This window comes from Streptomyces sp. NPDC048288 (assembly GCF_043201555.1).
Classification (GTDB): domain Bacteria; phylum Actinomycetota; class Actinomycetes; order Streptomycetales; family Streptomycetaceae; genus Streptomyces.
Window position 1 is genome coordinate 511010 of sequence record NZ_JBICZD010000007.1, and the last position, 17882, is coordinate 528891.

The 17882-nt window shown below is 73.4% G+C and carries 19 protein-coding genes and 1 pseudogene; 12 read left to right on the top strand and 8 right to left on the bottom strand.

What is annotated here, in order from left to right:
* Nucleotides 1-113 precede the first annotated feature (113 nt).
* The 4 genes from ACGFZS_RS27205 to ACGFZS_RS27220 are packed head-to-tail and all read left to right on the top strand — an operon-like array spanning nt 114 to nt 5779.
* On the top strand, nt 114-1088 hold the full coding sequence (locus tag ACGFZS_RS27205; RefSeq protein ID WP_393797300.1) for an ornithine cyclodeaminase family protein: 975 nt from the start codon (nt 114-116) through the stop codon (nt 1086-1088).
* Nucleotides 1085-2566 carry an NAD-dependent succinate-semialdehyde dehydrogenase gene (locus ACGFZS_RS27210; RefSeq protein WP_393797301.1) on the top strand — a complete coding sequence of 494 codons (1482 nt, stop codon included), beginning with the start codon at nt 1085-1087 and terminating at the stop codon, nt 2564-2566. Before ACGFZS_RS27205 ends, ACGFZS_RS27210 begins: the two co-directional genes overlap by 4 nt.
* 15 nt (nt 2567-2581) lie before the next feature.
* On the top strand, nt 2582-3601 hold the full coding sequence (locus tag ACGFZS_RS27215) for a dihydrodipicolinate synthase family protein (protein ID WP_393797302.1): 1020 nt from the start codon (nt 2582-2584) through the stop codon (nt 3599-3601).
* A gap of 42 nt (nt 3602-3643) precedes the next feature.
* Nucleotides 3644-5779, top strand: coding sequence for a SpoIIE family protein phosphatase (locus ACGFZS_RS27220; RefSeq protein WP_393797303.1), 2136 nt, complete (start codon nt 3644-3646; stop codon nt 5777-5779).
* Here ACGFZS_RS27220 and ACGFZS_RS27225 read toward each other — a convergent pair.
* The 4 genes and pseudogenes from ACGFZS_RS27225 to ACGFZS_RS27240 all read right to left on the bottom strand — a co-directional run.
* Complete coding sequence (locus tag ACGFZS_RS27225) at nt 5776-6303, bottom strand: NUDIX hydrolase family protein (RefSeq protein ID WP_393662208.1); 528 nt, start codon at nt 6301-6303, stop codon at nt 5776-5778. The two genes, ACGFZS_RS27220 and ACGFZS_RS27225, sit on opposite strands and share 4 nt — an antisense overlap.
* A 42-nt stretch (nt 6304-6345) precedes the next feature.
* Nucleotides 6346-7491, bottom strand: a complete 1146-nt coding sequence (locus tag ACGFZS_RS27230; RefSeq protein WP_393797374.1) for an amidohydrolase family protein — start codon at nt 7489-7491, stop codon at nt 6346-6348.
* Nucleotides 7488-8891: a glutamine synthetase gene (locus ACGFZS_RS27235; protein ID WP_393797304.1), complete on the bottom strand. Its 1404-nt coding sequence runs from the start codon at nt 8889-8891 to the stop codon at nt 7488-7490. Before ACGFZS_RS27235 ends, ACGFZS_RS27230 begins: the two co-directional genes overlap by 4 nt.
* A 40-nt stretch (nt 8892-8931) precedes the next feature.
* A pseudogene (locus tag ACGFZS_RS27240) lies at nt 8932-9030 on the bottom strand (SAM-dependent methyltransferase); the annotation flags it as partial.
* Between the two features lie 209 nt (nt 9031-9239).
* On the opposite strand from ACGFZS_RS27240, the gene ACGFZS_RS27245 reads away from it, so the two are divergent.
* Complete coding sequence (locus ACGFZS_RS27245; RefSeq protein WP_393797305.1) at nt 9240-10094, top strand: Cof-type HAD-IIB family hydrolase; 855 nt, start codon at nt 9240-9242, stop codon at nt 10092-10094.
* Nucleotides 10095-10168: 74 nt separating this feature from the next.
* Here ACGFZS_RS27245 and ACGFZS_RS27250 read toward each other — a convergent pair whose 3' ends face one another.
* Nucleotides 10169-10735 (bottom strand): class I SAM-dependent methyltransferase, encoded by a 567-nt coding sequence (locus tag ACGFZS_RS27250; protein ID WP_393797306.1) that lies wholly within the window; start codon nt 10733-10735, stop codon nt 10169-10171.
* Nucleotides 10736-10866: 131 nt separating this feature from the next.
* Between ACGFZS_RS27250 and ACGFZS_RS27255 the strand changes: the two genes are divergently transcribed.
* Both ACGFZS_RS27255 and ACGFZS_RS27260 read left to right on the top strand, forming a co-directional pair.
* Nucleotides 10867-12135 (top strand): sensor histidine kinase, encoded by a 1269-nt coding sequence (locus ACGFZS_RS27255; RefSeq protein WP_393797307.1) that lies wholly within the window; start codon nt 10867-10869, stop codon nt 12133-12135.
* A complete protein-coding gene (locus ACGFZS_RS27260) occupies nt 12132-12818 on the top strand; it encodes a response regulator (protein WP_393797308.1) in 687 nt (228 codons plus the stop codon). The genes ACGFZS_RS27255 and ACGFZS_RS27260 overlap by 4 nt, the downstream gene beginning before the upstream one ends.
* Here ACGFZS_RS27260 and ACGFZS_RS27265 read toward each other — a convergent pair.
* The gene (locus ACGFZS_RS27265; protein ID WP_393797309.1) at nt 12785-13288 is read right to left on the bottom strand and encodes a hypothetical protein; all 504 of its coding nucleotides are present in this window, start codon (nt 13286-13288) and stop codon (nt 12785-12787) included. The two genes, ACGFZS_RS27260 and ACGFZS_RS27265, sit on opposite strands and share 34 nt — an antisense overlap.
* A 51-nt stretch (nt 13289-13339) precedes the next feature.
* Entirely contained in the window at nt 13340-14245 is a 906-nt protein-coding gene (locus ACGFZS_RS27270; RefSeq protein ID WP_393797310.1) for an SDR family NAD(P)-dependent oxidoreductase, read from the bottom strand.
* A 71-nt stretch (nt 14246-14316) separates the two neighbouring features.
* Here ACGFZS_RS27270 and ACGFZS_RS27275 point away from each other — a divergent pair, with 71 nt between their 5' ends.
* Entirely contained in the window at nt 14317-15249 is a 933-nt protein-coding gene (locus ACGFZS_RS27275) for a LysR family transcriptional regulator (RefSeq protein ID WP_393797311.1), read from the top strand.
* A gap of 156 nt (nt 15250-15405) precedes the next feature.
* The gene (locus ACGFZS_RS27280; RefSeq protein ID WP_393797312.1) at nt 15406-16179 is read left to right on the top strand and encodes a sulfite exporter TauE/SafE family protein; all 774 of its coding nucleotides are present in this window, start codon (nt 15406-15408) and stop codon (nt 16177-16179) included.
* Here ACGFZS_RS27280 and ACGFZS_RS27285 read toward each other — a convergent pair.
* Nucleotides 16165-16953: an HAD-IIA family hydrolase gene (locus tag ACGFZS_RS27285; protein WP_393797313.1), complete on the bottom strand. Its 789-nt coding sequence runs from the start codon at nt 16951-16953 to the stop codon at nt 16165-16167. The two genes, ACGFZS_RS27280 and ACGFZS_RS27285, sit on opposite strands and share 15 nt — an antisense overlap.
* Before the next feature lie 123 nt (nt 16954-17076).
* Between ACGFZS_RS27285 and rpmG the strand changes: the two genes are divergently transcribed.
* From rpmG to ykgO, 3 genes are all read left to right on the top strand, one after another.
* Nucleotides 17077-17241 carry a 50S ribosomal protein L33 gene (gene rpmG / locus ACGFZS_RS27290; protein WP_355714864.1) on the top strand — a complete coding sequence of 55 codons (165 nt, stop codon included), beginning with the start codon at nt 17077-17079 and terminating at the stop codon, nt 17239-17241.
* Nucleotides 17242-17306: 65 nt separating this feature from the next.
* Nucleotides 17307-17567 carry a type B 50S ribosomal protein L31 gene (locus ACGFZS_RS27295; protein WP_393797314.1) on the top strand — a complete coding sequence of 87 codons (261 nt, stop codon included), beginning with the start codon at nt 17307-17309 and terminating at the stop codon, nt 17565-17567.
* Nucleotides 17568-17601: 34 nt separating this feature from the next.
* Nucleotides 17602-17724: a type B 50S ribosomal protein L36 gene (gene ykgO, locus ACGFZS_RS27300; RefSeq protein WP_046728129.1), complete on the top strand. Its 123-nt coding sequence runs from the start codon at nt 17602-17604 to the stop codon at nt 17722-17724.
* Nucleotides 17725-17882 lie beyond the last annotated feature (158 nt).

Genomic DNA, 17882 nt, shown 5'->3' on the forward strand with positions numbered 1-17882 from the left:
CAACTTAGCGGCACGGCCTTGTCTGTACAGAATATCCAATGTTCAATGTCCAGCACATTGGACGCTCGCACCTTGGGTGTTCTGCCCGACCGCACCTCCCCGACGGAGTGCCCGTGACGATCTTTCTCACCGACGCCGACGTCCGAGCCGCCTTCGGCTGGCCCGAGGCCGTCGCCGCCCTGCGCGCCGCCTACTCGACGCCGCCGGACGAGGCCCGCTTCCCGCCCCGCACGATGGCCCGCGGCGAGGGCCTGTGGCTGCGCACCCTCAGCGGGGTGCCCGGCGACGGCGCCCCCATGGGCGCCAAGCTGATCGCCGCCTCCCCGCGCGGCCGGCGCGCCTCCTATCTGATCCCGCTCTTCGACCAGGACACCGTCGAACTGCTCGCCCTCCTCGACGGCAACGCGATCACCGGCTTCCGTACGGCGGCCACCTCGGCGCTCGCCGCCGACGCGCTCGCGCCCGCCGGCCCCCTGAAGGTCGGCGTGATCGGCTCCGGCTTCGAGGCCCAGCACCACGTCCGCGCGCTCGCCGCGATCCGCCCGCTCTCCTCGGTCACCGTCTTCAGCCCCGACCCCGCCAGCCGCACCCGCAGCACGCACCGCCTCGCCGACCTGGACGTCCCGTTGCACACGGCGGACAGCGCCGAAGCCGCCGTCGAGGACGCCGCCCTGGTGCTCTGCGCGGCCCGCTCCCGCGACGAACGGCCGACCCTGCGGCAGGTGCCGGCGGGCGCCACCGTCGTCTCGATCGGCTCCACGCTGCCCGAACAGCGGGAGCTGGGCGCGGAGGCGATCGGGCGGGCGGACCTGATCGTCGCCGACCAGGTCCACGAGGTGGCCCACGAGACCGGTGACCTGATCGCCGCGAAGGAGGCGGGCGTCGACTTCGCCGGGAAGCTGGTCCCGCTCGCCGACGTCATATCCGGCCGGACCCCGGGGCGTTCGGACCCGGACGCGACCGTCGTCTACAAGTCCGTCGGCTCCGCCGTCCAGGACCTCGCGGTCGCCGCGATGTGCGTCCGCCGCGCCGCCGAACTCTCCCTCGGCACCGAACTGCCGGTCACCGTCACCCCGGTCGCGAAGTGAGGACCCCCGTGCCGCGCGGCGAACTCGACGACCCGACCCTGCTGAAGAACGCCGCCTACGTCGACGGCACGTGGCTGACCTCCCCGGACACCTTCGCCGTGCTCGACCCGGCCACCGGTGAGGTGCTGGCCCGGGTACCCCTCCTGGACCGCGCCCGGACCGCCGCGGCGATCGACGCGGCGCACCGGGCCCTGCCCGCCTGGCGCGCCCTGGCCGCCAAGGAGCGGTCGCGGATCCTGCGCCGCTGGTACGACCTGGTCACCGCGCACGCCGACGACCTCGCCCGGCTGATCGTGCTGGAGGAGGGCAAGCCCTTCGCGGAGGCGCTCGGCGAGGTCGCCTACGCCGCCTCCTTCCTGGAGTGGTTCGCCGAGGAGGCCAAGCGGGTGCGCGGGGACGTGATGGCCGCGCCCGAGGCCTCGCGGCGGATCGTCGTCCTCAAGGAGCCGGTCGGCGTCTGCGCGGCGATCACGCCCTGGAACTTCCCGGCCGCGATGATCACCCGCAAGGCGGGCCCGGCGCTCGCCGCCGGCTGCACCATGGTCCTCAAGCCCGCCGAGCAGACCCCGCTGACCGCCCTCGCCCTCGCCGAACTCGCCGAGCGCGCGGGCGTTCCGGCCGGTGTCCTCAACGTGCTCACCGGCGACCCGCGCGAGATCGGCCCCGAGCTGACCGCCAACCCCCTCGTCCGGAAGATCACGTTCACCGGCTCCACCGAGGTCGGCCGGCTGCTGCTCGCCCAGTCGGCGGCGACCGTCAAGCGGACCTCCATGGAACTGGGCGGCAACGCGCCCGTCCTGGTCTTCGACGACGCCGACCTCGACCTGGCGGTGGCGGGTGTGCTCGCGGCCAAGTACCGCAACACCGGGCAGGCCTGCATCAGCGCCAACCGGGTCTACGTCCAGGACGGCGTGTACGACGCGTTCGCCGCGCAGCTGGCCGGGAAGGTCGCCGGACTCGTCGTCGGGGACGGCTTCGAGGACGGCGTGCAACAGGGGCCGCTGATCGACGAGGACGCCGTCGCCAAGGTCGAGGCCCATGTCGCCGACGCGGTCGCCAAGGGCGCCGAGGTGCTGCACGGCGGCCGACGGCACGCGCGCGGCGGGCTGTTCTACGAGCCGACCGTCCTCACCGGCGTCACCTCCGCCATGGCCGTGACCCGGGAGGAGACCTTCGGCCCGCTCACCCCGCTGATCCGGTTCACCGGCGAACAGGACGCGGTCCGCGCCGCCAACGACACCGAATTCGGCCTCGCCGCCTACCTGTTCGCCCGCGACGCCGAGCGCGTCTGGCGGGTCGGCGCCGCCCTGGAGGCGGGCATGGTCGGCATCAACACCGGCCTGATCTCGAACGAGATCGCCCCCTTCGGCGGCGTCAAGCAGTCCGGGACCGGCCGCGAGGGCTCCGTCTACGGCATCGAGGAATTCCTGGAACTCAAGTACCTCGCCTGGGAAGGCGCCGGCACCCCGAAGATCTGAAAGGACCGCACGGACATGGCCCGTTACACCCGCGCCGAAGCCCGCGAATGGGCGCGCGAGAACCTCGTCGGCGTCGTCAACTGCACCATCCCGTCGTTCACGGGCGACCTGAGGCACATCAACGAGCAGGCGATCCGCCACGACACCCGGCTCGCGATCGAGCACGGCTTCATGGGCACCCTGGGTGTCTCGGAAGTCTCCATCCAGCTCCCCGAGTACCTGGACTTCCTGAGGATCGTCAAGGACGAGGCCGGCGAGTCGTTCCTCCTCGTCCACCACGGCAGTTGGAGCACGCTGCAGCAGAACATCGAGGCGGTGAAGGGGGCGGAGGAGGCCGGCGCCGAGCTGGTGCTGCTGTCCTACCCGCCGAACTTCTACCCGGAGACCGAGCAGGACGTCTACGACTACACCAAGGCCGTCTGCGACGCGACCAACCTCGCCGTCATGCTCTTCCCCATGTTCCTGTGGGGGTTCAGCCCCCGCATCCACCCCTCCGACATCCCCGTCCGCCTGCTGAGGCGGCTCATCGACGACTGCCCCAACATCGCCGCGATCAAGGCCGAGGGCGGGTTCCCCGGCATCCAGTCCGTCATCGAGTGCCACCGGCACTTCGGCGACGAGGTGGTCATCTCCCTGCCCATCGAGGGCGAGCTGATCCCGCTCTCCCAGATCATGCCGCTCCGGTTCTCGGCCACCAGCGACCACGAGTACTACGGCCCGATGATCCCGCGCGTCCTCCACCTGCTCCGGGAGGGCAAGTACGACGAGGCAGCCGAGATCTACTGGCAGCTGCACCCCGCCCGCAAGACCAAGTCCGGGCTGGCCCCCGCCCTGCACGGCGGCGCCTTCCTCAACCGGCAGGCCTGGAAGTTCCAGGGCTGGCTCCAGGGCTACAACGGCGGCCCGCTGCGCCAGCCCACCCAGCGCATCCACGACGCCCAGATGACCGCCCTGCGCAAGGGCCTCATCGACGCCGGCCTGGAACCGAGCATGGACCCGTTCCGCGAGTTCTTCATCGGCCGCAACCCCGCCTAGCTCCCCGGTGGTCGCCCCGATCTCCCGCGTTAACCTGTGGTTATGTGCCCGAACCGCCTGGAAGGGGCCGCATCCGACCCGTCCCCGGCCGCGGGGACGGGGGCGCCGGTGCTGGCGCTTCGGCAGGCGGTGGCGAGTGTCGGGGGCCGGGGCGCGATGCTGCACCGGTGGGATCCCGGCGCGGGCAGGCTGAGCCTGGTCGCGGTGGACGGGGTCGGAGCAGAGGAAGCGGGGGCCTGGGCGGAGCTGGGGGAGGAGCAGGACGTGCCGCCGTCCCGGGCGCTGCGGCGGGGCGTGCCGGTGCGGACGGCCGGGGACGACCTCGGGACGGGGGCGGCCGGCACGGTGGCGGTGCCGCTCATCGGTGCCGAGGGGCCGGTCGGCACGCTCTCGGTGCTGCTGGCCGAGGGCGCCGGGCCGGACGACCTGCAGCTGTCGTTCCTGCACGCGGTGGCGGCCTGGGCCGCCGAGCACCTGGAACGCCCCGCCGGGCTCCCACCGCGCCGGGAGCCCGGGCCCGAGCAGGTGCGGACGGCCAAGGCGGTGGAGCTGACCGCGGCCCTCGCCGAGGCGGTGACCGTCCAGGACGTCGTACGGGCCGTGGCCCACCACGTCCTGTCGCCGTTCGGCGCCGACGGGCTGATCGTCGCCGTGTTCGAGGACGGCCGGCTGACCAGGGTCGGCGAGGTCGGATACCCGCTGGACTACCTCAAGCGCTTCGAGGGCCCACTGGTCACGGGCATGCCCGTCACCGACGTGCTGCGGACGCGGCGGCCGCAGTTCCTGGAGTCGCCGCAGCAGATCTACGCACGCTATCCGGGCGTCACGGACAAGATCCTGATGGGCACCTCGCCGAAGATGGCGTGGGCGTTCCTGCCGCTGATCGCCTCCGGACGCGTCGTCGGCGTCTCGGTCCTCTCGTACAACCAGCCGCGCGCCTTCAGCGACGAGGACCGTGCCCTGCTGACCACGCTCAGCGCCCTGGTCGGCCAGGCGCTGGAACGGGCCCGGCTGTACGACCTGGAGCACGCCCGCGCCCAGGAACTGCAGAGCGCCCTGCTGCCCCGGACACTGCCCCGGCTGCCCGCCGCCGTCGCCGCCGCGCGCTACCTGCCGGCGGGCCGGGGCGAACAGGTCGGCGGCGACTGGTTCGACGTGATCCCGCTCTCCGCCGACCGGGTCGCCCTGGTGGTCGGCGACGTGATGGGCCACGGCATCGCCGAGGCGGCCACCATGGGCCGGCTGCGCACCGCCGTACGCACCCTCGCCGACCTGGACATGGCCCCGGACGAACTGCTGGGCCACCTCAACGACCTGGTCAGCGACCTGGGCGAGGACTTCTACGCGACCTGCCTCTACGCCGTCTACGACCCGGTCGGCCGCAGCTGCTGCTACTCCCTGGCCGGCCATCCGCCGCCGGTCTTCGTGTGCGCCGACGGCACCGTGCACAGCCCCGTCCTGAGCCCCGACCCGCCGCTCGGCGCGGCCACCCCGCCGTTCACCGCGCACGAGCTGCCGCTGCCCGACGGGAGCCTGGTCGTGCTCTGCACCGACGGGCTCATCGAGTCCCCGGGCCAGGACGCCGACCAGGGGCTGGCCCGGCTGGTACGGCTGCTGTCCGGGGCCGCCGTGCGCCCGGCCCGCTTCGACGAGGGAGTGCGTGGTCTGGAGGAGCTGTGCGACTCGGTCGTGGCGGCCCTGCTTCCCGATCGGGGCGAGACGAACGACGACGCGGCCCTGCTCATCGCCCGCACCCGGGCCCTGCCCACCGCGGACATCGCCTCTTTCGACCTGCCCGACGACCCCCGCGCGGCCGGCCAGGCCCGCGAACACGTTCGAGACCAGCTTGCGCGCTGGGGCCTTGACGACCTCGCGATGACCACCGAACTCCTGGTGAGCGAGCTGGTCGGCAACGTGATCCGGCACGCCAAGGGCCCCATGCGGCTACGGCTGCTGCGCAGCCGCATCCTGACCTGCGAGGTCTACGACGGCAGCCTCAGCACCCCGCGCATCCGCCAGGCCACCTACACCGACGAGGGCGGCCGCGGCCTCCAGCTGGTCGCCGCCCTCTCCCGGCGCTGGGGCGCCCGCTACCTCCGCGACGCCAAGTGCATCTGGACCGAGCAGGACATCCCGGACGGCACCGGGGACCGGGCCGGTGCCGCGCCCTGCCCCTAGGCCACGACGCCCACATGGGCCAGGGCCTGCTTCAGCAGCACGCCGTGACCGCCGGGCATCTCGCCCTGCACGGCCATGGACACCGCCTCCTGGGGGCTGAACCACACCAGGTCCAGGGCGTCCTGCCGGGGCCGGCAGTCACCGGTCACCGGCACGATGTAGGCCAGCGACACCGCGTGCTGACGCGGGTCGTGGTACGGCGTGACACCCAGCGTAGGGAAGTACTCGGCCACCGTGAACGGCTGCAGGGAGGCGGGCACCCGGGGCAGCGCGACCGGCCCGAGGTCCTTCTCCAGGTGGCGCAGCAGGGCGTCGCGGACCCGCTCGTGGTGCAGGACGCGGCCGGAGACGAGGGTCCGGCTGACCGTGCCGTCCGGGCCGATGCGGAGCAGCAGCCCGATGCTGGTGACTTCGCCGCTGTCGTCGACGCGCACGGGCACGGCCTCCACGTACAGGATCGGCATACGGGCGCGAGCCATCTCCAGCTCGTCGGAGGAGAGCCAACCGGGCGTGGTTTCGGTCATGTCAGACATTGCTTGATCATACTTTCCGGGTGGGGCGCGCGCTCAGTCGCGGCCGGGGTCCGATACGGGAAGTCCGTAGAGGCGACGGGCGTTGTCGCGTCCTGTCCAGGCGGCGATCCTCACGGCGTCGGTCGGGCTCATCTCGTCGGCGTCCACCCGGTCCTGGAGCAGACCGGCCAGCCCCTGCCGGAAGGACAGCGCGCCGAGATGATGGAACTCGGCCACACCATAGGCGTCCGAGCTGTACAGCAGTTTGCGGAACGGGGTGATCTCCATCGCCTCCGCCAGGACGGCGGCCGCCCGGGCCGGTCCCACATGGTGCAGGGTGAGCCCGACGTCGAGGTGCACATGCTCGAACACCGCGGCCAGATAGGCGGCTTGGCGGTGGAAGGGCCAGCAGTGCAGCAGGAGCACCGGGATGGTGCCGACGGTCAGCCGCAGCCAGTCGGTGAGCAGGGCCGGGTCCGCGCGGTGCAGCCGCAGGTCCGAGTCGCCGAAACCGGCGTGGAGTTGGAGCGGCAGCCCGAGGCCGACGGCGGTCCACAGCAGGTGGCGCATGAGCACCGGGTCGGTGAGCCGGCCGCCGCGGGCGCCCCACAGCGCGGCCGCCCGGGTCACCTCGGAGTACGTCGGCCGGGCCGGGTCCAGGTCGAAGCCGGTGCGGTAGGCGGCCACCGACTTGACCGCGACCACCCCCGGCCGCCGTACCGCCTCCTCGGCCGCCGCCCGGAAGGCGCCCGCGTACTCGTCCGCCTCGATGCCCCGCGCGGCCACCGCCTCGGCGACGCTCTCCAGCCGTACCACCTCGTACGCGGTGGCGTCGGCCGCCGCCGCGAGTTCGGCGGGGGAGGTGACCGGCTGCGGGGTGTAACCGGTGTCCACGCAGAACGTCTCCGTGTGCGCGGCTCTCAGGAACCGGCGGTTGACCTCCTGCCAGCCCAGTTCGGCGCGGCGCGCCAGGTAGTCGGCGGCGGGGGCGTGCCGGGGCAGGTCGAGGAGGGGTGCGCAGTGCCGTCGTACGGCCAGGCCGACCGGGCTGTCGAACGGCGACACGCCCGGCCAGGCCTCGCCCTCGGTCAGCAGCGACTCGAAGGCCGCCGGGTCGAGGTCGGCGGTGACCGCGCCGTGGCAGTGGTGGTCGACGAGGGGGAGCGCGTCGAGGGTGTCCAGGACCGGTCCCGTCATCAGTACTTCCAGCGGTAGGCCGCCGCCACCCCGGCGTCGTCGAGATCGGCCACCGCCGCCGTCTCGCCCTCGCGGACGGCGACCACCGCGTCGGCGAGGACCGGGCCGAGCGCGGTGCGCAGCACCTCGTCCTCGCGGAACGCGTCGACGGCGTGCGAGAGCGAGGTCGGCAGCCGTCGTACGCCCCGGGCCACCGCCTCGTCCGGGATCAGCCGGGCCGGGTCGTCGACGACCTCCTCGGGCAGCGGCGCGGCCGAGGCGATCCCGTCGAGTCCGGCGGCGATGACGCAGCCCAGGGCCAGATACGGGTTGGCGGCCAGGTCGACCGGCTTGACCTCCAGGTTGGCGTCCTGGCTCTGGTGGCCACTGGTGCCGGTGACGATCCGGATCGCGGTCTCGCGGGTCTCCCGGCCCCAGGCGGTGAACACCCCCGCCCACTGGGAGGGTTTGAGCCGCAGATAGCTGGCCGGGCTCGGCGCGGTCACCGCCGTCAGCGCGGGCAGCCGCGTCAGCAGCCCGGCCACGAACGACTCGGCCTCGCCCGTCATGCCGTACCGGCCCTCGCCCCCGGAGTGCAGGTTGACGCCGTGGCGCCAGACGGAGAGGTGGAGATGGCCGCCGTTGCCGACGCCGCGCTCGGTGACCGCCGGGGAGAAGGAGGGCCGCAGTCCGTACTTGTGCGAGACCGCGCGGATGGTCTGCCGCACCAGCACGCTCTGGTCGGCCGCCGCCACCGGGTCCAGGGCGCCGGTGGAGAGCTCGAACTGGCCGGGGGCGTACTCGGGATGCAGCTGCGCGACCGGCACCTCCTGCTTCTCGAAGGCCGCGAGCAGGTCGGCGGTGTAGTCGCTCAGCTCGATCTGCCGGGTGGCGCCGTACGCCGGAGCCGTGGTAGCCGGGGCGAACTCGTCGTTGGGTGCCGCGGCCCGGCCCAGCGACCACTCGATCTCGACGCCCGCCTTGAAGGTGAGGCCGTGCCGTGCCTCGGCGTCGGCGACGGTCCGGCGCAGGAAGGTGCGGCTGCACCCGGGGTGCCGGTCGCCCTCCTGGGTGATCCGGTCGACCGGCGCCCACGCCCAGCCGGGCTGCGCGGCCAGCACCACCAGCCGGTCCAGGTCCGGGTAGAGGCGCAGATCGCCGTCGGGGGAGCCGAGCACGTCGGTGCGCACGATCGTGTCGTTGGCCAGGAAGGTGTCGAACACCGGGGACATCCCGACGCCCCACGCCACCGCCGACTGGAGCCGCTGCCAGGGAACGGTCTTCACCCGGCAGATCCCGGCGGTGTCCACATAGGCCAGCACGATCCCGCGCACACCCTGTGCGGACAGTTCGTGGGCGAGGGCATGGGCCCGGGCGTGATCGCCGGTGCGCCCACCGGGCACGGGGTCGACCAGGGGTGGCATACGACGTCCTCCTCGACGGGCTCGGATGCACGCGTCCCGGTCAGGGTTTCACGGCGACCGCGCCGAACTGCGGCACCGGCGCCGGGGAGTCGGCCCCGGCGCGCCACCGCGAGCACGGCACCGGCCCCGGCTCCAGCACACCCGAGCGTTGTGCGCCACGGACGCCGTCAGTTCCGCCGACCCGCTGTCCCCCACGCCCGCCGCCCTTCCTCGGGTCCCCACGCCGTTGGCCGGCATGGTGCTGTCGGACGATCGTGTTGTCGCAGGGTTCGCATGGGTTGATTCAGGGCCCCTCGGCCGTATGAGGGACACTGGTGTACGAATGCCGTCCCCGACCGGAAGCAGGACATGTCCGCCTCGCCCGCGTCCCTCCTCGCCACGCCCGACCTCCCCTCCGGCCCCGCCGACATCCGGCTCGTCGTCACCGACATGGACGGCACCCTCCTCGACGACGAGAAGCGCATCCCCGGGGGACTCTGGCCGATGCTGGCCGAACTGCGCCGCCGCGGGGTGCTGTTCAGCCCCGCCAGCGGCCGTCAGTACGCCACCCTGGCCCGGCAGTTCGCCGAGGTCGCCGAGGGCATGGTCTTCATCGCGGAGAACGGCACCTACGTGGTGCGCGACGGCGTCGAACTCAGCTCGGACGTCCTGGCCCCGGCCGTCGCCGCCGGCCTCGCCCGGACCGTACGGCACCTGGCCGCGGACGGGGTGGACGTGGGGGCGGTGGTCTGCGGGAAGCGGGGGGCCTATGTGGAGCGGCGGGACGAGGCGTTCCTGGCGGAGGTGCGGCAGTACTATGTCACACACCACATCGTCGACGACCTCACCGCCGTCGACGACGACGTCATCAAGATCGCCCTCTTCGACTTCGGCCCCGCCGCCCGCACCACCGCCCCCGCGCTGGCCGCCTACGCCGACACCCACCAGGTCGTCGTCTCCGGCGAGCACTGGGTCGACGTGATGAACCGCACCGCCAACAAGGGCACCGCCCTGCGCGGCCTCCAGCGCGAGCTGGGCATCACCCCCGCCCAGACCATGGTCTTCGGCGACTACCTCAACGACCTGGAGATGCTCGACGCCGCCGACTGGTCCTTCGCCATGGCCAACGCCCACCCGGACGTCATCGCCCGCGCCCGCCACCTCGCCCCGTCCAACAACGACAACGGGGTGCTCCGCACCATCGCCCGGGTGCTCGGCATCTGATTCCTCGTGCCCCTGCTGAACGCCGTTCCACCCCGCCCCGGGCGGGGCGCGTCGGCCCTGGTGGGTGGTCGCGGTCATGGCCGCCGGGTGGCCCGGTGCACGAAGGCGGGCGGGAGGTTCGCCCACACCGTCCTCGAGCGTTCCAACCGGTCGAAACGGCAGGCCAGTTCGGCGGTGAGGTGACGGGCGGGCGGAGTCCAGGCCGCGTGCAGGTAGGCGAAGGTGGTGAACCGGCCGCCGGGCGTGAGGACTTCGGCCACGGCGTCCAGGATGTGCCCGCGCCGGTCCTGCGGCATGACCGTCCAGGGCAGTCCGGAGACCACCGCGTCGACCGGTTCGCCCACCGCTGCGGCCAGTTCGGCGGCCGAGCCCTGGACCACGGTCAGCCGTGTGTCGCGCCGGGCGGCCGACAGCCGGGCGGCGAGGACCGGATTGAGTTCGATGGCGACGAGCCGTGCGCCGGGCGCGAGCCGGGCCAGGATCGCGTCGGTGAACACCCCGGTCCCCGGGCCGAGTTCGGCGACGGTCCGGGCCCGTTCCAGGCCGATGCCCTCGGTCATCGCGTGCGCCAGCCGCCGTGAACTGGCCGCCACGGCACCGGTCGTGAGGGGCCGTCTGAGGAACTCGGTGGTGATCGACATGCGGCCATGGTGGAAACGCCCCGGGTGGCCGCACGTCGTATCCCCGGCCGGTGTCCGTACGACTGCGGGAGGACCCGGTGACGCCCGTCAGGACGATGCCGGGGCGCGGTCCCCGGCCGTAGCGTGAGGCGGTGCGACGGCTGATCGAGACCCTTCCCCGGCTGCGGCGCGGACATCCGTGGCTGACGGACCTGCTGCTGGTCGTGCTGGTTGCCGTGCCCCCGGTGATCCGCCCGCAGCCGGGCTGGCGGCCGGTCTGGGTACAGGCGGTCGTGTACGCCGCCCTGGTGCTGCCCCTGCTGTGGCGTCGCCGCCGGCCGGTGCTCGTCGCGGCCCTGGTGACGGTCGGGTTCTGGGCTCAGTTCCTCGGACAGGTGTGGGGACAGGAACCGGGACGCGGCGCCGTCGCCCTGGCCGCGGTCCTGGCCACCCTCACCGTACGCGGCCTGCGCCGGGCCGCTGCGGCGACGGTGCTCTGTACCGCCGGCTGCGTGCTGCTGTGGATTCCCGCCTGGCAGCGGGACTACGGGGACCCGGGTGCCCGCGGTGCCTGGCTCACCCCGCTCGCGGTGGGGCTTCTGCTGGCCGGGGCCTGGGTGTTCGGCGAGTACGTCCGGGCCCGGCGCGCCTATGTCGCCGAGTTCGAGCGGCGGGCCGCGCTGGCCGAGTCGGAGCGCCTGGCCCTGGCCCGGGTCGCGGTCGCCGAGGAGCGGGCGCGCATCGCCCGCGAGATCCACGACGTCCTCGCGCACAGCGTGAGCGTCATGGTGCTGAACGCCGAGGGCGGCAGGCTGATGCGGCACACCGACCCCACGGTCGTCGACCGCACTCTCGGCGTCATCAGCGCGACCGGCCGCGACGCCCTGGACGAACTGCGCCGCCTGCTGGAGGTGCTGCGCACCCCCGACGCGGACGCCGCAGCCGGTGACCCGGGCCCCGGCCCCGGCAACGGTGGGGCCGGCGAGTCCCTCTGGGCCGATCTGCGACGGCTGGTCGGGCGCCTCAATACGCACGGCACGCGCGCCCGGCTGGACCTGCGGGGAGAGCCAGGCGGCCTTCCGGCGGATCTCACCGTGCACACGTACCGCATCGTGCAGGAGGCGCTCACCAACGTCGTCAAGCACGCGCCGCCGGACGCCGCGATCCGCGTACGGGTCGACACCGGTACCGAGGGGCCCGGGCGGCTGGTCCGCGTCCGGGTGGAGAACTCGGCCGGAGGACGGGCCGTCCCGGAGCACCCCGCCCGACTGCCCTCCCGCGGTCACGGCGTCGCCGGCATGCGCGAACGCACCGCCCTGTACGGCGGGAGCGTCGACGCCGGGCCCACACCCGACGGGGGCTACCGGGTCACCGCCTCCCTGCGGCCCACCAAGCCCGAGCCCACCACGACGACCCCATGACCGGCCCGACCCCCACCCCGTCCTCGTCCCGGGTGCTGATCTGCGACGACCAGGAACTGATCCGGATGGGCCTGCGCATGGTCGTCGACAGCCAGCCCGATCTCACCGTCGTGGGCGAGGCCGCCGACGGCGACGCGGCGATCACGGGCGTGGCCGCCCTGAAGCCCGACCTCGTCCTGATGGACGTACGCATGCCCGGCCTGGACGGGCTCGCCGCGACCGAACACCTCTGCGCGCGGCCCCACGCGCCGAAGATCCTCGTCGTCACCACCTTCGACCTCGACGAGTACGCCTACGCCGCCCTGCGCGCCGGCGCGAACGGCTTCCTGGTCAAGGACGCCCCCGCCGAGGAGATCCTGGTGACCGTCCGGGCGGTGCTGCGGGGCGAGGTCATGGTGGCGCCCTCACTCACCCGGCGCCTGGTCGAACGCTTCGTCCTGCAGCCCCCCGGGCCCGTGCCCGCCCAGCGCGGCCGGCTGGCCGCGCTCACCGAGCGGGAACGGGAAGTCCTCGCCCTGGTCGCCCGGGGGCTGGCCAACGGCGAGATCGCCGAGCGCCTCTTCGTCGGGGAGACGACCGTCAAGACCCACCTCGGCCGCGTCCTGACCAAACTCGGCCTCCGCGACCGTATCCACGCGGTGATCTTCGCCTACGAGAGCGGGCTGATCCGGGCCGGGGACTGAACGGCGCCGGGGTCCAGCAGTCGGCGGATGCGCTCGTACTCGGCGGCCATCTGCGGTGTGGCGAGGAAGTCCCCGAGATCCGCGGACACCTCGTGGTCGACGTCCTCGATGGAACGGATGGCGAGTTCGTAGAGCTCGCCGCGCCGGTTCTGCTCCAAGTAGCTGTGCCAGTGCGCCAACGCGCTGATGACGGTGAGGACCCCGGCGTCCAGATCGTCCTCGACCAGGATGCCGTCGTAGATCGCCGCGAGCGCGTCGTGCAGCTCGGCGGCGCTGATCGTCAGAACGTTCGCGCAGGCGGTCGTCAGTGCCGCCCGGGCGTCGTCGGTGAGTTCGTCCTCGGCGGCACCCTGGAGCAGTTCCGGCCGCACCAGGCGCGTGACCGTCTCCTCCCCGAAGGCACGCACGTCCCTCTCGGAGGCCGCGACGATCAACCCGAGAATCTCCGCCTCGACTTCGCTGTAATCCACGCCCGCAGTCTAGGCGGGGCTTGACCGAGAGCCGCGTCCAAAGACGCCTGCTCAGGGCTTGACCAGCCGGTCCTGTTCGACCAGGGGCGTGCCGTCGTGCCAGGGCAGCGGCTTGCCGAAGCGGACCAGTTCACCGTAGAGGGCGGGGTCCACGCCGTCGGCGAAGACCAGGTCGAGGACGGCGCGGGCGGCGTCGGCGGGGGACTGGGCCTGGCTGAAGTCGCTGAACCAGGGGCGGGAGGTGGCGGTGTCGACCATGCCCGGGCAGACGGAGGCGATCAGGGTGCCGGCCGCCAGGTCCTGTTCCCGGCGTTCGGCGGCGACCGCGCGGACCGCGGCGACCTGGGCCACCTTCGAGGGCACGTTCAGCCAGACCGGCCAGCCGGCCTCGGCGGCGGTGCGCTGGTGGATCGCGCTGCGCCAGGACTCCACGGCGTACTCGACCTGGTCGAGGCTCGCGCCGTCGAACAGGTGGTGCAGCCGGGGGTCGAGATGGCCGAGGGTGCCGAGCGAGCTGGCCACGACCAGGAGACGGCCGCCGGGGCGCAGCACGGGACCTAAGGAGCGCAGGATCGCGTGGGTGGCGGTGTTGGAGACGTCGATGAACTCGTCGGCCCGCTCGGACTGCGACTCGTCGGGCAGCACCCGGGCGACCGCGTTGGACAGGACGACGTCCACCCCGCCGTGCCGGGTGCGGAGCTCGTCGGCGAGCCGGGCGACGGCGTCGGTGTCGGTGACGTCCAGGACGTGGCCCTCGACCCGGGCACGGGTGCCGGACAGCCGGGACACCTCGGCGGCGGCGTCCGTCACCCGCCGCTGGTCGCGGCCGGTCAGCAGGACCAGGTCGGCCGGGTCCAGCCGGGCGGCGAGGCCCTCCACGAGCGCGCGGCCGAGGCCCTGGTTGGCGCCGGTCACGAGGGCGATGCGGGCAGTGCGGGCGGTGTGGGAAGTCTTCATGCCCACAACGCTAGGAACCCCGTATCCATGAGTCCAACGAAAGTTCGGCACATCTGGTATGCGTAAACGTCATGGACTTCAACGACGTGTCCCTCACCGCGCTGCGGGTCTTCCGCGCGGTGGCCGAACAGGGCACCTTCACGGCGGCCGCCGCCGCGCTGGGCTACACCCAGTCGGCGGTGTCCCGGCAGATCGCGGCGATCGAGCGGGCCGCGGGCGCCGAGCTGCTGGAGCGGCGGCGGGACGGGGTACGGCTCACGGCCGCCGGACGCGTGGTCCTGCGGCGGGCGACGGTGGTGCTCGACGCGATCGAGGCGACGGCGCGGGAGCTGTCCGGGCTGCCCGCCGAGGGCGGGACGGTCCGGCTGGGCTGGTTCCCCACCGCCGGTGTCGTCCTGGTGCCCCGGGCCCTGACCGCGCTGCGCCGGACGGACCCCGGACTCCAGGTCATCGGCCGCGAGGGCACCACCCCCGCACTGGTCCGCGCCCTGCGCGCCGGCAGCCTCGACCTGGCCCTGCTCGCCTCGGCTCCGCCGTTCCGGCCGCCCGACGCCGAATCGCCGCCGCTGGTGCTGCAGACCCTCGTCGAACGCGCCCTGTGCCTCGCCCTGCCGGCCGCCCACCCCCTGGCCCGCGGCGACTTCGTGGACGTGGCCGATCTGCGCGGGCAGCGCTGGATCGTCGGCTCCGCCTCCGGGGAGGACCGGCTGATGGGCGTGTGGCCCGGTCTGGACGAGCGGCCGGAGATCGCGCACATCGCCCGGGACTGGCTGGCCAAGCTCCATCTCGTCGCCGCCGGCTGCGGCCTGACCACCGTGCCCCCCGCGCTCGCCGCCGCCGCGCCGCCGGGCGTCCGGATCCTGCCCGTCCGGGGCGGGCCCCAGGAACAGCGGCGCCAGCTCCTGGCCCGGCTGCCGCACCCGCCGGCCGAGGCGGTCGTCCGGGTGGCCGCCGCCCTGCGCACGGCGGCGCTCGCCACGGACGTACCGGACCAGTCCAAGTGACACTCCGGGGCGGAGAGTTGCCCCGGAGGCTCCGCCGCTCTTCTGAAATGCGGGCAAATTCACACAAAGTTCGCTCGTCGTGTCCCGTGTGCGCGGGCCAACCAGCGAGACGGTACTTACCGCCTCGGCTTGTCCGGACATAGCATCGGTCCCCGCATGAACACGATGACGCTCTGGCACATATCCGGCTGGGAGTTCGCCGCCCTGGCACTCGCCGCGCTGCTCGTCGGCTTCTCGAAGACCGCCGTCAGCGGGGCCAACACCGTCAGCCTCGCGGTCTTCGCCGCGATCCTCCCGGCCCGCGCCTCCACCGGCGTGCTGCTCCCGCTGCTCATCGCGGGCGACGTGCTGGCCGTCGCGACCTACCGCAGGCACGCCCACTGGCCCACGCTGTGGCGGCTGTTCCCGGCGGTCGCGGCCGGAGTGGTGATCGGCACGGTGTTCCTGGTCTGGGCCGACGACGCGGTCGTACGGACCTCGATCGGCGCGATCCTGCTGCTGATGGCCGGGGTCACCCTCTGGCGGCGGCGCGGGGCCGAGCGCCCCGACGACCCGGACGCGGTCACCACCCGGGCGGGCCGGGCGAAGGCCGGTTCCTACGGCGTCCTCGGCGGCTTCACCACGATGGTCGCCAACGCGGGCGGCCCCGTGATGTCGATGTACCTGCTGTCCGCGGGCTTCCGGAAGCTCGGCTTCCTGGGCACCTCGGCGTTCTTCTTCCTCATCGTGAACGTCTCCAAGGTCCCCTTCAGCGCCGGGCTCGGCCTGATCGACGGCAACTCGCTGCTGCTCGACGCCGCGCTCGTGGTGTTCGTCGTCCCCGGCGCCGTCCTCGGCAAGTGGGCGGTGACCCGGATCAACCAGCGGCTGTTCGAGCAGCTGGTCATCGCCGCGACGATCGTGGGCGGGCTCCAGCTACTCCTGCGCTAGCCGGTCCAGCAGCCCGGGGAGTCCCGCGAACGAGTCCAGCACATGGTCCGGGGCGCCGCTCGCCCGCTCCAGGGTGTCCGGCCGGAACTTCCCCGTCCGGACCAGCACGCCCGTGATACCGAGGCGCTGGGCCGCGAGCACGTCCGACTCGACGTCGTCCCCGATCATCAGCGCCTCGGCGGCAGCCACCCCGAGGCGCCCCAGCGCCGCCTCGAAGAAGGCCCGCGCCGGCTTCCCGGTGACCTCGGCCTCGACTCCGGCGGCGGCCTCCAGCCCCGCCAGGAACGCGCCCGCGTCCAGCTGCAGCCCCGCCTCGGTGCGCCAGTACAGGTTCCGGTGCATGGCGACGAGCCGGGCACCCCGCTGCAGCTGCCCGAACGCCCGGTTCAGCGCCGGGTAGCCGAATTCCGGCCCGGCACCCCCGAGCAGGACGACATCCGGTACGACCGTGTCGTCGTCCGCCGCCACCAGAGTCACCCCGGCCAGGTCCTCTCGTACGTCCCCGCTGTTGAGCAGCGCGCACCGGGCCCCGGCCAGGTGGACGGCGGTCGCGGCGGGCGCGGTGAGGATGTCCTCGGCGGTCACCGGGAAGCCCGCCGCCACCAGCGTGTCCGCGATCGAGGCGCGGGTCCGGGAGGTCGTGTTGGTCACCAGCGCGACACCGAGACCGGCCTCGCGGATTGTTCGCAGAGCCTCGACCGTGCCGGGCAGCGGGCGCCAGGACACGGTGAGCACCCCGTCGATGTCGATGAGCACCCCACGCACGGAAGCCATGCCAGGACCCTAGCCGCGCGGGGCCCGCGGACCCGGGAATGCGACGGCGGGGGGCGTTGTTGGACCGGTCGTGATTGACATGCTCGGCTCAGTAAGTCCGGGTGTGGGTGAAGGGAGAACCTCATGGCACGCAGCACCGCGCGTCCCGTCGTCAGGCTGAAGTCGACGGCCGGGACCGGCGTCACCTATGTGACCCGCAAGAACCGCCGGAACGACCCCGACCGGCTGGTCCTGCGCAAGTACGACCCGGTGGCCGGCACGCACGTCGACTTCCGCGAGGAGCGCTGAGGCGCGGAGCGTCCCAGCACGGCGCGTCGAAGCGAAGCGCACCACCGCCCCAGGAAGGAAATCCCATGAAGCCCCGCATCCACCCCGACTCCCGGCTCGTGGTCTTCCGCGACCGCGCCGCGGACACCACGTTCCTGACCCGCTCCACCCTCGACTCGTCCCGGACGATCGTGTGGGAGGACGGCACCACCTACCCCCTGGTCGACGTCGAGATCTCGTCGGCGTCGCACCCCTTCTACACCGGGAAGGCGCGGGTCCTGGACAGCGCCGGCCGGGTGGAGCTTTTCGAGCGCCGCTACGGCCGTACCGCCGCCGCCCGCGGCTGACCGTCCCCGCGGCCGACACGAGGAGAACAGCACCATGAAGGTACGCAAGTCCCTGCGTTCACTGAAGGCCAAGCCCGGCGCCCAGGTGGTCCGCCGACGCGGCGTGGTCTACGTGATCAACAAGAAGGACCCCCGCTTCAAGGCCCGCCAGGGCTGACGGAGCTCCCGCTCCACGACGGCCGCCCGGCACCCCCCCCCGCCGGGGGGGCCCGCCGCCGCCCCGGCCCGGGGGGGCCCCCCCCACGTGGCGGGGGGCCCCGCCCCCACCCCCCCCCGAGCCCGCCCCCACCCACCCACCCCCGCGCCCCCCCCCGC

Excerpts from the sequence above, each read along its gene's own strand:
- ACGFZS_RS27215 (WP_393797302.1), top strand. The coding sequence starts at position 2,582 with ATGGCCCGTTACACCCGCGCCGAAGCCCGCGAATGGGCGCGCGAGAAC.
- ACGFZS_RS27220 (WP_393797303.1), top strand. The coding sequence starts at position 3,644 with ATGTGCCCGAACCGCCTGGAAGGGGCCGCATCCGACCCGTCCCCGGCC.
- ACGFZS_RS27225 (WP_393662208.1), bottom strand. The coding sequence starts at position 6,303 with ATGACCGAAACCACGCCCGGTTGGCTCTCCTCCGACGAGCTGGAGATG.
- ACGFZS_RS27235 (WP_393797304.1), bottom strand. The coding sequence starts at position 8,891 with ATGCCACCCCTGGTCGACCCCGTGCCCGGTGGGCGCACCGGCGATCAC.
- ACGFZS_RS27245 (WP_393797305.1), top strand. The coding sequence starts at position 9,240 with ATGTCCGCCTCGCCCGCGTCCCTCCTCGCCACGCCCGACCTCCCCTCC.
- ACGFZS_RS27250 (WP_393797306.1), bottom strand. The coding sequence starts at position 10,735 with ATGTCGATCACCACCGAGTTCCTCAGACGGCCCCTCACGACCGGTGCC.
- ACGFZS_RS27260 (WP_393797308.1), top strand. The coding sequence starts at position 12,132 with ATGACCGGCCCGACCCCCACCCCGTCCTCGTCCCGGGTGCTGATCTGC.
- ACGFZS_RS27270 (WP_393797310.1), bottom strand. The coding sequence starts at position 14,245 with ATGAAGACTTCCCACACCGCCCGCACTGCCCGCATCGCCCTCGTGACC.
- ACGFZS_RS27275 (WP_393797311.1), top strand. The coding sequence starts at position 14,317 with ATGGACTTCAACGACGTGTCCCTCACCGCGCTGCGGGTCTTCCGCGCG.
- ACGFZS_RS27280 (WP_393797312.1), top strand. The coding sequence starts at position 15,406 with ATGAACACGATGACGCTCTGGCACATATCCGGCTGGGAGTTCGCCGCC.
- ACGFZS_RS27285 (WP_393797313.1), bottom strand. The coding sequence starts at position 16,953 with ATGGCTTCCGTGCGTGGGGTGCTCATCGACATCGACGGGGTGCTCACC.
- rpmG (WP_355714864.1), top strand. The coding sequence starts at position 17,077 with ATGGCACGCAGCACCGCGCGTCCCGTCGTCAGGCTGAAGTCGACGGCC.
- ACGFZS_RS27295 (WP_393797314.1), top strand. The coding sequence starts at position 17,307 with ATGAAGCCCCGCATCCACCCCGACTCCCGGCTCGTGGTCTTCCGCGAC.
- ykgO (WP_046728129.1), top strand. The coding sequence starts at position 17,602 with ATGAAGGTACGCAAGTCCCTGCGTTCACTGAAGGCCAAGCCCGGCGCC.